Consider the following 12,778-nt stretch of genomic DNA (forward strand, 5'->3'; position numbering starts at 1 on the left):
CCATGGACCTGCGCTACACCCCCGAGCAAACCGACCTGAAGCGGCGCGCCGCCGACTACGCCCGGCTGCTGATGCGATACGAGGACCAGTCCGAGCAGGCCGGCGGCCCCCTGCCGGAGCAGCTCGTCCGCGAACTGACCCGGGCCGCCATGGACGCCGGCGTCTACGCCATCAACATGCCCGCCGAATGGGGCGGCGCCGGGCTCAGCCTGCTCGACCAGGTCATCGTCGAGGAGGAGTTCGGCAAGGTCACCAACTGCCTGTGGGACATACCCTGGCGGCCGGCCAACGTCCTCGCGTACGGCGACGAACGGCAGCGCGAGAAGTACCTGCTGCCCGTGATCCGCGCCGAGAAGTTCGACGCCTTCGCCGTCACCGAGCCGGGCGCCGGATCCGATCCCTCCGCCGGGACGTCCACAGCCACCCGCACCGACGGCGGCTGGCTGCTCAACGGCGAGAAGTGGTTCGTCACCTGCGGCGACATCGCCGACTTCCTGCTGGTGCAGGCGGACGCCGGGCCCGACCGGCTGCCCACCCTGTTCTTCGTCGACAAGGCCGCGCCCGGCGTCGAGATGACGCGTGTGCCGCACTTCATGCACTCCGCGGTCAACGGGCACCCCGAATTCACCTTCACCGACGTCTTCGTGGCCGACGAGGACGTGCTGGGCGGTGTCGGCAACGGCTACGAGCTGACCAAGGAGTGGTTCACCGACGAGCGCCTGATGATCGCCGCCCGCACCGTCGGAGCGGCCGAGCGCGCGCTCCAGCTGGCGCGTGACTGGGCGGTGGAGCGGGAGCAGTTCGGGGCGCCGATCGCCTCGTACCAGTTGATCCAGGGCATGCTCGCGGACTGCGCGGTCGACATCGCCGTCAACCGCGCCTACACCCACCAGGTCGCCTGGGAGGCCGACCAGCCGGGCACCGACCGCAAGACGCTGCACGCCAAGGCCTCCACCGCCAAGCTCGCCGCCAGCGAGGCCGCCGGCCGGGTCGCCGACCGCTGCCTGCAGATCTTCGGCGGACGCGGCTACGACCGCACCTACCCCGTCGAGCGCATGTACAGGGAGCTGCGCGTCGACCGGATCTGGGAGGGCACCTCCGAGATCCAGCGCCTGATCATCGCCAACGAGCTGATCAAGCGCGGCACCCGCGCCCTGGCCCTGCCCACCCACTGAAACCGCCCCCGCGACACCCACGAGCGAGGACTTCCATGGACTTCCGTCTCACCCCGCGCCAGGCACAGCTCAAGGCCGACGCCCGCGCCCTCACCGACTTCATCGCCGCCTACGAGACCCAGTGCGAGGAGAACAACGGCCTGCCCGCCGACGTCCACGCCAAGATCCGTGACGCGGTGCTCGACTCCGGCCTCCAGGCCGTCAACATGCCCGCCGAATGGGGCGGCGCCGGCCTCACCATCGCCGAACAGGTCACCGTCCAGGAGGAGTTGGGGCGCCTCACCGGTGCCCTGTGGGACATGGTGTGGCGGCCCGCCAACGCTCTGCGCTTCTGCACCCCGGAGCAGCGCGAGCGGTTCCTCGTCCCGGTGATCAAGGGCGAGCGGCGCGACTGCTACGCCGTCACGGAGCGCGACGCCGGCTCGGACCCGCAGAACATCGCCACCACGGCGACGAAGAACGACCAGGGCTGGGTGCTGAACGGCGAGAAGTGGTTCGTGACGGTCGGCGACCACGCCGACTTCATGATCGTCCTCGCGGCGGCGGGACCGGAGCGTGCGCCGACGCTGTTCCTCGTCGACAAGGACACCCCGGGCATCGAGATGACCCGCGTGCCCCGCTTCATGCACACCTTCGTCTACGAACACCCCGAGTTCACCTTCACCGACGTCCAGGTCGACGACGACGCCGTGCTCGGTGGGATCGGCGAGGGCTACGACATCACCCGCTCCTGGTTCACAGAGGAACGCCTGATGATCGCGGCCCGCACCACCGGCGCGGCCGAGCGTGCCCTGGAACTCTCCCGTGACTGGGCGGTGGAGCGGGAGCAGTTCGGGGCGCCGATCGCCTCGTACCAGCTGATCCAGGGCATGCTCGCGGACTGCGCGGTCGACATCGCCGTCAACCGCGCCTACACCCACCAGGTCGCATGGGAGATCGGCCAGTCCACGCCGGAGGACCGCAAGCGGCTGCACGCCAAGGCGGCCATCGCCAAGCTCGCGGCCAGCGAGGCCTCCGGCCGGGTCGTCGACCGCTGTCTTCAGATCCACGGCGGACGCGGCTACGACCGCTCCTACGCAGTGGAACGCCTCTACCGCGAGCTGCGCGTCGACCGGATCTGGGAGGGCACCTCCGAGATCCAGCGCCTGATCATCGCCGGCGAACTGATCAAGCGGGGCACCGGCGTGCTGGACCTGCCGGGGGCCTGACCCCACCCGCGGGCCGGAGCACCACCGTGCTCCGGCCCGCCCACGACGCCAGCCGCACCGGCACAGCCGGCCGTACGACGACACACACAGCGAAGGAGGGACGACGGATGACCGGTATCGAACGCGTGGGGATCGTCGGCTGCGGACAGATGGGCGCCGGCATCGCCGAGGTCTGCGCACGCGCCGGCGCACGGGTCGTGGTCGTGGAACGCGACGCCGGAACCGCCCGTGCGGGCCTGCGCCGCATCAGCCGCTCTCTCGACCGCGCCACCACGAGCGGCAGACTCGACGCCGGGGCCCGCGAGGCCGCGGCGGCCCGGATCACCGTGGCCGACCAGATCGAGGCCCTGCACGACAGCGATCTCGTCGTGGAGGCGGTCGCCGAGGACGAGCGCCTCAAACTCGACGTGTTCACGCGACTGGACCCGGTGGTCACCGGCGAGCACAGCATCCTCGCGACCAACACCTCCTCCCTCCCGGTCATCCGGCTGGCCACCGCGACACGGCGGCCCGAACGCGTCGTCGGCCTGCACTTCTTCAACCCCGTACCGGTACTGCGGCTCGTCGAACTCGTCCCGTCCCTGCTCACCTCGACCGGTACGGCCGCGCGCGCCGAGGAGTTCGTGACCGAGGTGCTCGGCAAGGAGGTCGTCCGGACCGGCGACCGGGCCGGCTTCGTCGTCAACGCGCTGCTGGTGCCGTACCTGCTCGCCGCCGTCCGCATGGTGGAGTCGGGCAGCGCGAGCGCCGAGGACGTCGACCGGGGGATGGTCCTCGGCTGCGCCCACCCCCTCGGACCACTGGCCCTGACCGATCTGATCGGCCTGGACACCACCCGGGCCATCGCCGAGTCGCTGTACGCCGAGTTCCGCGAGCCCCAGTACGTCCCGCCCCCGCTGCTGTGCCGGATGGTGGAGGCCGGGCTGCTCGGGCGGAAGTCCGGGCGGGGCTTCCACACCTACGACGCACCGCGGCACCGCCCGGAATCGGCACCGGCGGGGGCGGCGGGGCCGGCGTGAGGGAAAATGGCCCCGGCGTACGACCACCGAACGAGGGGAGCCGCAGGGTGTCCACGAAGGTGCGCACGGCAGACACGCGCGAGCGCATCCTGACCGCGGCGTGCGAGGTGATCGCCGACATCGGCTTCGAGAAGATCCGGATGCGGATGGTCGCCGAGCGGGCCGGGGTGTCGACTGCGCTGCTGCACTACCACTTCGACACGCGGGAAAAGCTGTTCACCGAGGCGATGCGGCACTCCTTCGCCCACACCGCCCTCGACGTCGACCGGGACGCGGAGACCGCGCCGGCCGCCGTCATCCTGGCCCGGATCCTGCGCAACCTGCTGCCGACCGATCCCGAACTGCACCAGGACTGGCGGCTGTGGCAGGAACTGTGGGCCCGCGCCCTGCGCGACGAGGACACCCGGGTCTTCGCCGTCGACCTGTACGCGCAACTCCACGCGTGGGTCGCCGACGCCGTACGGCGTGGCATCGCCTCCGGTGAGTTCACCCCGGCCGACGTGGACGGCCTCAGCACGCTCGTGCTGTCCCTGTGCGACGGCTACGGCATCCGCCTGATGCTGCGCGACCCGGCGGTCACCGTGGACGGGGCCCTCGCCGCGATCTGGCGGCACGTGGCCGCGACGCTCGGGCTGCCGGACACCGTCCCCGCCGGGTGAGGGGCTCGCCTTCGCCGAGGCGGGTACTCGGGCTGCGGAAGCCGTACGACCGAGCACGACACGGGCGGGAGGCGTCGGGATGAGCGAGTACACGACTCCGTCCCAGGCGGAGGGCGAGCCGGACGAGGAGGGCACGGAGGCGGCCGAGCCGCAGCGGACCACGCCCTCGCAGGCGGAGGGTGAGGACGACGACGAGGAGTCGTCCCGCTGACACCGCGGCGGTCCTCAGCCCCCGTCGCCGGGGCCCCGGGCCGCCGCCAGATAGTTGTACGCCGAGGCGCGGGAGATGCCGAGCCGGGCGGCGACCTGCTGGACCGCCCCGCGGACGGCGAACACCCCGCGCCGGTCGAGATCGCGGAACAGCGCCAGCCGTTCCGCGCGGGGCAGCTGGGCCCACGCCGTGCCGTGTGCGGGCTGCCGGGTGTCGACGACGGCGTCCACCACCGCGCCGATGTCGTCGCCGAACGTCGTCGTCGGCACGGCCTCGGGCGCGGGCCCCGCGACACCGGCCAGCTCGCCGGTCAGTGCGTGCACCTGCCCGAGCGCGGTCACGTCCAGATTGACGCAGAGCGCCCCGAACACGGCGCCGGCGGAATCGCGCAGCAGCATCGTCGAGGACTTGACCAGCTTCCCGTCCGTCGTGCGCGTCAGGTAGTTCAGCTCGTCGCGCGCCTCGTCGCCCCGGGCCAGCAGCCGCATGCCGATCTCGCTCATCGAGCCGCCGACCCCGCGCCCCGTGACCGATCCGGCGAGAGCGACGACGGAGTGCTCGGGCCGCCGGAAGTCGTGAATCACCACCTCGCACATCGCCCCGAAGGTCGCCGCGATCCCGTCGATCACCGGCGTCAGAGCAGTGATGACAGCATCCCGCTCACCGCCCGTGCCGCCACCCGGCCCCGCCCCCGCGCCGCCCGGCGCGGGGGGAGTCACCGCTGACTGCGCCTGTGCCTCTGTCATCCGCTCGCCTCCGTTGCGCCGCGCGCCGCCCGACCTGGGGGTCTGGACTTTTCGTCTATATCTTAGACAATGTTTCCAGAACCCGGTGGTTCCGGGTCACGGCGGTCCCGGCGGTCACGGCGACAGCCGACCGCGCCCAGAACGGAGTACGTACATGCCCGACACCCAGCGCGTCACGCTCCAGGACGTCAGGGACGCCGCGGAGCGGATCAAGGGCGTCGCCCACCGCACCCCGGTCCTGCGCTCGCGCACCCTGGACGAACTGGTCGGCGCCGAGGTGCACATCAAGTGCGAGAACCTCCAGCGCGTCGGCGCCTTCAAGTTCCGCGGCGCCTACAACGCGGCCTCCCGGCTGTCCCCCGAGCAGCTGGCCAAGGGCATCGCCGCCTACTCCTCCGGCAACCACGCGCAGGCCGTCGCCCTGGCCGCCAGGGAACTCGGCACCACCGCGGTCATCGTGATGCCCGAGGACACCCCGCGCGCCAAGCTGGAGGCGACCGCCGGATACGGCGCCGAGATCGTCACCTACGACCGCTACACCGGCGACCGGGTCGCGATCGGCGAGGCCCTCGCCGCCGAGCGCGGCCTCGCCCTCGTACCGCCGTACGAGCACCCGCACATCATCGCCGGGCAGGGCACGGCCGCCCTGGAGCTGATCGAGGAGGCGGGGGAGCTGGACGCGCTGGTCGTGCCGGTCGGCGGCGGCGGGCTGATCGCGGGCAGTGCCGTGGCCGCCAAGGGGCTGCTGCCGGACGTCCGGGTCATCGGCGTCGAACCGGAGGCCGGTGACGACACCAAGCGGTCCCTCGAAGCCGGCCACCGGGTGTCCATCCCGGTGCCGCGCACCATCGCCGACGGCCAGGCCGCCGAGATCCCCGGCGAACTGACCTTCTCCCTCAACCGCCTTCTGGTCGACGGCATCGCTCTGGTCAGCGACGAGCAGATCCGGGACGCGATGCGCTTCGCCTTCGAGCGCCTGAAGACGGTCGTCGAGCCCAGCGGCGCCAGTGCGCTCGCCGCTCTGCTCGCCCACCGCGTCGAGGCGCTGCCGCCCCGCGTCGGCGTCATCCTGTCCGGCGGCAACGTGGGCGCGGAACGGTTCGCCGAACTCGTCGGCGGCAACTGAGCCCACCCCGGACCCGGTGGTCGACGGCGCAACGGCGGACGCGACCGGCGACCGGCGGGCAGCGCGTGGCGGGCCCCGCGTCGGTGGCATGATCCGCCGGACAGGCCATAGCCTCGACGGGACACGTCTGGACAGGTAGGGCGGCGACATGACGCACCCGCAGGACCCCCGTGAGAGCGGGGCCGACGGCCGGCGGCTCCAGGTGGAGACCCACGGGCTCGACGTGATCGGGGACGCGGCCCGCAAGGGCACCCCGCGCACGCTGTTCTGGCCGTGGTTCGGCGCGAACGTCTCCGTGCTCGGACTCAGTTACGGCGCCTTCGCGTTCGGCTTCGGCATCTCCTTCTGGCAGGCACTCGTCGCCGGCATCGTCGGCATCGTCGTCTCGTTCCTGCTCTGCGGGTTCATCGCGGTCGCCGGGAAGCGCGGCTCGGCGCCCACGATGGTGCTCAGCCGGGCCGCCTACGGCGTGCGCGGCAACCGGCTGCCGTCCGTCATCTCCTGGATGCTCACCGTCGGCTGGGAGACCGTCCTCACCGCGCTCGCCACCCTGGCCACGGCGACCGTCTTCGACCGGCTCGGCTGGGGCGGCGGCTCCGAGACGAAGATCGTCGCCCTCATGGTCGTGGCGGCGCTGACCGTCGTGGGCGGAGTGATGGGCTTCGACCTCATCATGCGTCTGCAGACGGTGATCACCGTGGTCACCGGCGTGCTCACGATCGTCTACGTCGCCCTCGTCGCCGACCACGTCCACTGGGGCACGGTCAGCGCCGTACCGGCGGGCTCCGCCCAGGAGTTCATCGGCGCGCTCGTGTTCATGATGACCGGCTTCGGCCTCGGCTGGGTCAACGCCGCCGCCGACTACTCCCGCTACCTGCCCCGCGGTTCGTCGAGCCGGGGCGTGATCGGCTGGACCACCTTCGGCGCCTCGGTCGCCCCGCTGCTCCTGCTCGTCTTCGGCCTGCTGCTGGCCGGCTCCTCCGCCACGCTCAGCAAGGCCATCGCGGCCGACCCGATCGGCGCCCTGACGACCATCCTGCCCACCTGGTTCCTGGTGCCGTTCGCCGTGGTCGCCGTACTCGGCCTGGTCGGCGGCGCGGTCCTGGACATCTACTCCTCCGGCCTGGCCCTGCTCTCCGCCGGACTGCGCGTGCCCCGCTACCTCGCCGCGCTGTTCGACGGCGTCCTGATGATCGCCGGATCCATCTACATCGTCTTCTTCGCCGACGACTTCCTCGGCCAGTTCATGGGGTTCCTCACCACGCTGGGCGTGCCGATCGCCGCCTGGTGCGGAGTCATGCTGGCCGACCTCGCGCTGCGCCGCCGCGACTACGACGAGGGCGACCTGTTCCGCCCGCACGGACGCTACGGCGACATCGCCGCCCTGCCCCTGCTGCTGACGCTCGCGGCGACCGCCGTCGGCTGGGGCCTGGTCACCAACACGGCCGCGAGCTGGCTCACCTGGCAGGGTTATCTGCTCGGCCCGTTCGGGCTCGGCGGCAAGAGCGGGGCCTGGGCGTACGCCAACCTCGGTGTGCTTGTCGCCCTCGCCCTCGCCTTCCTCGGCACCCTGCTGCTGGGCCGACGGAGGGTCCGCGAGCAGGAGGCGAAGGCGCCCAGCCAGGCGGCCGGCGAGGGGGCGTACAGCACATGACCTCCGGACACCTCGCGGTCATCGACATGCAGCACGTCTTCGCGGACCCGGCGAGCCTCTGGGCCACCCCCCGCTTCGCCGACGCGGCCGCGGGCGTACGACGGCTGCTGCCGGCCTTCGGCGACCGCGTCACCTTCACCCGCTTCGTGGCCCCCGCGCAGCCCACCGGGGCCTGGCGTGCCTACTACGACCGCTGGCCCTTCGCCCTCCGGCCCCCGGACGCCGGACTGTGGCGGCTGACGGAAGAGTTCGCGGACCGTGCCGCGCACGTCGTGGACGCCCCCACGTTCGGCAAGTGGACCCCGCCGCTGGCCGACCGCGTCGGTCCGGACGGCCCGCTGGTGCTGGCCGGCGTCAGCACCGACTGCTGCGTGCTGTCCACCGCCCTGGCCGCCGCCGACGCCGGCACCGAGGTGCTGGTCGTGGCCGACGCCTGCGCCGGAGTCGACGACGACTCCCACATCAAGGCGCTGCACGTCATGGACCTCTACCGGCCCTTGATCCGGGTCACCACCGTCGACGGCCTGCTCGCCGGCACCGGCACCCCGGCGTGACCGGTGTGCCGCCCAGGCGCCGGCGGACATGCGCAGGCATGCCTCGTGGCCGCCGTGGGTACGCGAGGCGGGAGCACGCCCGGGCACACCGGTCCGTGCGGCCCGCAAGACCGCCGCTACCTGGGGATCTGCCATGGAGACACCCGCACACGACGACCTTCCGACGCCGGCCGAACAGGCGCTCGACGCGCTGGCCGTGAACGCCGACGACCAGGCCGCGCTGGACACCCTCGCGCACAGCGAGGTGCTGATACCGGTGCCGGACGACGCGGTGGACGGAGAGGGAGCCGACGCCTCGACGGTCGCCCTGCCCGTCCTGGAACAGCCCGGGGGTGAACCGGTCGTGCCCGTGTTCACCTCGGAGGTCGAGATGGCCGGCCTGCTGCCGTTCGTCTCCCGCTACCGCCTGATACCGCTCGGCGCCCTCGCCTCGCAGTGGCCCGAGGACGACCTGTCCCTCGCCATCGACGGCAACTCCACCCACGCGCTGACGCTCACGTCGCAGGGGGTGCGCACGCTGCTGGCCCGGTGAACCGGGAGCCGAACCGGGGGGTGTCGGCCCCGCCGTCCCGCTGACACCGGGGCCCTGCGGGCCGGCGCCGCCCCTGTGGGCCGGGGCCGCCGGCCGCCGATTCAGCGCCGGTCGTCGCCCTCTCCGCCCTGTTCGCCCTCGGCGAGCATCCGCCCGAGCACCGCCCGCTGCAGCGGGCGGACCTCGGCGTGCAGGGCGCGGCCCTTGCCGGTCAGGGCCACCCACACCCCGCGCCGGTCCTCCGCGCACACCGAGCGCTCGACCAGGCCCTCCTTCTCCAGCCGGCCGATCAGCCGGGACAGCGCGCTCTGGCTGAGATGCACCCGTCCGACCAGGTTCTGCACCCGGCACTGGTCGCCCGCCCCGGGCGACTCGGAGGCCAGGATGTCCAGCACCTCGAAGTCGCTGGCGCCCAGCCCGTGCGGGTGCAGGACACGGTCGATCTCGCACATGGTGCGCGCGTGGACCGTGAGGATGTCCCGCCAGCGTTCTTCGAGCCGGGCGTCGGCCGTCTTGACTGCCATACCCGCACCGTAGCACCGATCCGGCCAATCGTTGAGTGTGCAACTAATGCGGGTGACGGCGGGCGTGACGGCAGGTGCACGGCACTCAGGCGGACGGGTCCTGCAGCAGGCCGACCAGGTTGCCGTCGGCGTCCTTCACGGAGGCGATCAGCCGGCCGTTGCCGACGTCGCGCACGTCCTGCACCACCTCGGCGCCCGCCTCCAGCAGCCCCGCCAGACGCTCCCGGAGGTCGGTCACGTGCCAGTACGGCACGGGACCGGTCAGCCCCTGGGCGTGCCCGTTGGGGTCGAGCCCGACATCCTGCCCCTCGGCCTTGAAGCCGACGTAGTACGGCTGGTCCGCGTACGGCTCGACCCCGAGCAGCACGGTGAACAGGGCCTTGGCCCGGCCCAGGTCCTTGACGGGGTAGATGATCGTCTGCACACCTGCGGTCATGGGACTCACTCCTCGAGTACGACACCCGGCGGGTTCCTCCCCGCCGATGCCCTTCACGCTACGGCCGGAAGCCCCGCCCCGGCTTCTTAGATCCTGACCGCTTGCGAACTCCACCCGGGCGCTCTCCTCGACGGCGCCTATTGAGTCGTACGGCCGTTCGGTACCGGACAACGGGCGGTGAGTTGGGCGCGTGGCGGCGTCGGGCGGGTCACAGTGGGAGGCGGCGGACGAGGAGGCCGGGACGGAGGCGGGGCGGATGATGGGAACTCCCTCGGGCCGTGTGCGGCAGGACATCCTGGGCTGGCTCAAGGACCCGGCGACCCACTTCCCGGCCCGGTACGCGCGCGATCCCGCCGAGACGGGCGTCACCGCGGGTGCCGTGGCCGCCAAGCTCGGCGTCTCCCGCCGGGCCGCCGCCGCTCACCTCACCCTCCTCACCCGCCTCGGCCTGCTGCGCACGCGGCGGATCCGCTGCCGTACCCACTACCGGCGTGACGAGATCCGCATCGCGGAGGTGGCGAGGCTCTTCGAGAAGGGCTGGTGACCGGGAAGGGCCGCTGAGGCGGCCGCCGCCCGGCGGTACCCTGGTGCCCGGCCGTGATCACCCGTCGGGGCAGGCCCGAACCAGGAGACGTACGAGCGATGACAGCCCCGGAAGCCGAGAGCATCCGTGTCCGCACCGCACAGCCGAGGCGGTCCGAGTGGCGCGCCCAGATCCCCGTCGTCGCGGTCGTCGCAGTGGGCGGTGCCCTCGGCGCGACGGCACGTTACGCGCTGAGCCTGGCCCTGCCGACACCGCCCGGCGGCTTTCCGTGGGCGACGTTCTGGGCCAATGTCATCGGGTGCGCCGTGATCGGCGTGTTCATGGTGCTGATCACCGACGTGTGGGCCGCCCACCGCCTCGTCCGCCCGTTCTTCGGCACCGGGGTGCTCGGAGGGTTCACCACGTTCTCCACCTACGCCGTGGACATCCGCACCCTCGTCGGCGGCGGCCACCCGCGCACGGGCCTGGCCTATCTCGCCGCGACCCTGTGCGCGGCCCTCGCGGCGGTGTGGCTGGCCTCGGTCGCGGCCCGCCTGCTGCTCACCAGGAGGCAGCGATGACGTCACCGATCGGCCGCGCCCTGCGGCTCACCGTCTACCTCGACGAGGACGACACCTGGCACCACCGGCCCCTCTACTCCGAGATCGTCCACCGGGCGCACGCCGCCGGGCTCGCCGGGGCCAGCGTCTTCCGGGGCATCGAGGGCTACGGCGCCTCCTCCCGCATCCACACCTCGCGACTGCTGTCCCTCAGCGAGGACCTGCCCGTCGCGGTGGTCGTCGTCGACACCGAGGAGCGCGTCCGGGCCTTCCTTCCCCAGCTCGGCGAACTGGTCGGCGACGGCCTGGTCACCCTGGAGGAGTGCGAGATCGTCACGTACGCCGGCCGTGCCGGACATGCGGACCAAGCGGACCCGAAGGGTGAGAATTCCTCGTGAACTGGCTGTTGGTCGTCGCCGGGGCGATGGTCGGCGCCCCGCTGCGCTACCTCACCGACCGGGCGGTACAGGCCCGGCACGACTCGCTCTTCCCCTGGGGCACCTTCGCGGTGAACCTCGGCGGCTGCCTGGTGCTGGGCCTGCTCAGCGGCGCGACCGCGGCCGGAGCGGCCGGCCCGCACGTGCAGTTGCTGCTCGGCACCGGCCTGTGCGGGGCGCTGACGACGTACTCGACCTTCTCCTACGAGACCCTGCGGCTGACCGAGGCGGGGGCGGGCCTCTACGCTGCGGTCAACGTCGTCGCGAGCGTGGCGGCGGGCCTGGGAGCCGCCTTCGCCGGGGTGTCCCTGGCCGGGGCCTTCTGGGGCTAGTGCCCGGGGCCGGCCCTCGGGGGCCGGGCGGCCTCCTGTACGACCCGGCATAGTAAGACTGTCAGACTGTCTACAACACTGTCGACCAACTATCCCCAGAACTGGATCCCATGAGCGCCATCTCCGTCGGTCAAGCCGTCGTCCTCGGAGTCGTCGAGGGGGTGACCGAGTTCCTCCCCGTGTCCTCCACCGGCCACCTCAAGATCGCCGAGGGGCTCATGGACATCCCCGTCGACGACAAGTCCGTCGTCGGCTTCTCCGCCGTCATCCAGGTCGGCGCCATCGCCGCCGTGCTCGTGTACTTCTTCAAGGACATCAAGCGGATCGTCTCCGCCTGGTTCCGCGGTCTGACCGACCGCGAGGAGCGCTACCACCACGACTACAAGTTCGCCTGGTGGGTGATCTACGCGACGATCCCGATCGTCGTCGTCGGCCTGGCCGCCAAGCCGCTGATCGACGGCCCGCTCGCCTCGCTCTGGGTGGTCGCCGGCTCGCTCATCGTCGGCTCCGGCGTGATGTGGTGCGCGGACCAGATGGGCCGGCACAAGCGCGGTGAGGACGACACCTCGTTCAAGGACGCCATGCTGGTCGGCTGCTCCCAGATCCTCGCCCTGCTCTTCCCCGGCTTCTCCCGCTCCGGCGCCACCATGTCCACCGCGCTCGTCCTCGACCTGGACCGCGTCGCCGCCACCCGCCTCTCCTTCTTCCTCGGCATCCCGGCCCTGACCGGCGCCGGCCTGTACGAGCTGAAGGACGCGCTCGGCGCCGGCGTGGGCGCCGCCCCGCTGGCCGTCGGCACACTCGTCTCCTTCGTCGTCGCCTACGCCTCCATCGCCTGGCTGCTCAAGTTCGTCGCCAAGCACTCCTTCAACGCCTTCGTCCTCTACCGGATCGTGATCGGCGTCGGCCTCCTCGGGCTGCTCGCCACCGGCACGCTCAACAGCTGACGCGCGGGCCGGCCCACCGCGGCCGGCCGGAGCAGTACACCGCCCACGCGGTGCGGACACCCGCACTCCGTGGGCGGGCCTGTCGGGGCCCGCCTTGACAGGCCCGCCCCGCAGCCCGCACCATCGCTTCGTGAA

17 protein-coding genes are annotated in these 12,778 nt (G+C 72.2%); 14 read left to right on the forward strand and 3 right to left on the reverse strand.

The window, feature by feature from the left end:
- Window positions 1-2 precede the first annotated feature (2 nt).
- From ABZ854_RS15280 to ABZ854_RS15300, 5 genes are all read left to right on the forward strand, one after another.
- Window positions 3-1,175: an acyl-CoA dehydrogenase family protein gene (locus tag ABZ854_RS15280; RefSeq protein ID WP_361209911.1), complete on the forward strand. Its 1,173-nt coding sequence runs from the start codon at window positions 3-5 to the stop codon at window positions 1,173-1,175.
- Window positions 1,176-1,210: 35 nt separating this feature from the next.
- A complete protein-coding gene (locus ABZ854_RS15285; RefSeq protein ID WP_361209914.1) occupies window positions 1,211-2,383 on the forward strand; it encodes an acyl-CoA dehydrogenase family protein in 1,173 nt (390 codons plus the stop codon).
- A 107-nt stretch (window positions 2,384-2,490) separates the two neighbouring features.
- On the forward strand, window positions 2,491-3,402 hold the full coding sequence (locus ABZ854_RS15290; RefSeq protein WP_361209917.1) for a 3-hydroxybutyryl-CoA dehydrogenase: 912 nt from the start codon (window positions 2,491-2,493) through the stop codon (window positions 3,400-3,402).
- 47 nt (window positions 3,403-3,449) lie between these two features.
- A complete protein-coding gene (locus ABZ854_RS15295) occupies window positions 3,450-4,061 on the forward strand; it encodes a TetR/AcrR family transcriptional regulator (RefSeq protein ID WP_361209920.1) in 612 nt (203 codons plus the stop codon).
- A 79-nt stretch (window positions 4,062-4,140) separates the two neighbouring features.
- Window positions 4,141-4,272, forward strand: coding sequence for a hypothetical protein (locus tag ABZ854_RS15300; RefSeq protein WP_361209923.1), 132 nt, complete (start codon window positions 4,141-4,143; stop codon window positions 4,270-4,272).
- Window positions 4,273-4,286: 14 nt separating this feature from the next.
- On the opposite strand, the gene ABZ854_RS15305 is transcribed toward ABZ854_RS15300, so the two are convergent.
- Entirely contained in the window at window positions 4,287-5,018 is a 732-nt protein-coding gene (locus tag ABZ854_RS15305) for a PAS domain-containing protein (protein ID WP_361209926.1), read from the reverse strand.
- Between the two features lie 154 nt (window positions 5,019-5,172).
- On the opposite strand from ABZ854_RS15305, the gene ABZ854_RS15310 reads away from it, so the two are divergent.
- The 4 genes from ABZ854_RS15310 (at window position 5,173) to ABZ854_RS15325 (ending at window position 8,884) form a co-directional block, all read left to right on the forward strand.
- Complete coding sequence (locus ABZ854_RS15310) at window positions 5,173-6,144, forward strand: threo-3-hydroxy-L-aspartate ammonia-lyase (protein ID WP_361209929.1); 972 nt, start codon at window positions 5,173-5,175, stop codon at window positions 6,142-6,144.
- 148 nt (window positions 6,145-6,292) lie between these two features.
- Window positions 6,293-7,798 (forward strand): cytosine permease, encoded by a 1,506-nt coding sequence (locus tag ABZ854_RS15315; protein WP_361209932.1) that lies wholly within the window; start codon window positions 6,293-6,295, stop codon window positions 7,796-7,798.
- Window positions 7,795-8,352: a cysteine hydrolase gene (locus ABZ854_RS15320; RefSeq protein ID WP_361209935.1), complete on the forward strand. Its 558-nt coding sequence runs from the start codon at window positions 7,795-7,797 to the stop codon at window positions 8,350-8,352. The genes ABZ854_RS15315 and ABZ854_RS15320 overlap by 4 nt, the downstream gene beginning before the upstream one ends.
- Window positions 8,353-8,485: 133 nt before the next feature.
- Entirely contained in the window at window positions 8,486-8,884 is a 399-nt protein-coding gene (locus ABZ854_RS15325; RefSeq protein ID WP_129311109.1) for an SseB family protein, read from the forward strand.
- 101 nt (window positions 8,885-8,985) lie between these two features.
- On the opposite strand, the gene ABZ854_RS15330 is transcribed toward ABZ854_RS15325, so the two are convergent.
- Window positions 8,986-9,408 (reverse strand): MarR family transcriptional regulator, encoded by a 423-nt coding sequence (locus ABZ854_RS15330; protein ID WP_361209938.1) that lies wholly within the window; start codon window positions 9,406-9,408, stop codon window positions 8,986-8,988.
- Window positions 9,409-9,493: 85 nt separating this feature from the next.
- The gene (locus ABZ854_RS15335) at window positions 9,494-9,844 is read right to left on the reverse strand and encodes a VOC family protein (RefSeq protein WP_361209941.1); all 351 of its coding nucleotides are present in this window, start codon (window positions 9,842-9,844) and stop codon (window positions 9,494-9,496) included.
- 256 nt (window positions 9,845-10,100) lie between these two features.
- Here ABZ854_RS15335 and ABZ854_RS15340 point away from each other — a divergent pair, with 256 nt between their 5' ends.
- The 5 genes from ABZ854_RS15340 (at window position 10,101) to ABZ854_RS15360 (ending at window position 12,643) form a co-directional block, all read left to right on the forward strand.
- Window positions 10,101-10,388, forward strand: coding sequence for a helix-turn-helix domain-containing protein (locus ABZ854_RS15340; protein WP_361209944.1), 288 nt, complete (start codon window positions 10,101-10,103; stop codon window positions 10,386-10,388).
- A gap of 98 nt (window positions 10,389-10,486) precedes the next feature.
- A complete protein-coding gene (gene crcB / locus ABZ854_RS15345) occupies window positions 10,487-10,948 on the forward strand; it encodes a fluoride efflux transporter CrcB (protein WP_361209947.1) in 462 nt (153 codons plus the stop codon).
- On the forward strand, window positions 10,945-11,325 hold the full coding sequence (locus tag ABZ854_RS15350) for a DUF190 domain-containing protein (RefSeq protein ID WP_361209950.1): 381 nt from the start codon (window positions 10,945-10,947) through the stop codon (window positions 11,323-11,325). Before crcB (ABZ854_RS15345) ends, ABZ854_RS15350 begins: the two co-directional genes overlap by 4 nt.
- Entirely contained in the window at window positions 11,322-11,696 is a 375-nt protein-coding gene (gene crcB / locus ABZ854_RS15355) for a fluoride efflux transporter CrcB (RefSeq protein ID WP_361209953.1), read from the forward strand. Before ABZ854_RS15350 ends, crcB (ABZ854_RS15355) begins: the two co-directional genes overlap by 4 nt.
- 110 nt (window positions 11,697-11,806) lie before the next feature.
- Window positions 11,807-12,643 (forward strand): undecaprenyl-diphosphate phosphatase, encoded by an 837-nt coding sequence (locus ABZ854_RS15360; protein ID WP_361209956.1) that lies wholly within the window; start codon window positions 11,807-11,809, stop codon window positions 12,641-12,643.
- Window positions 12,644-12,778 lie beyond the last annotated feature (135 nt).

It is taken from the genome of Streptomyces sp. NPDC047028 (assembly GCF_040644095.1).
GTDB lineage: Bacteria > Actinomycetota > Actinomycetes > Streptomycetales > Streptomycetaceae > Streptomyces.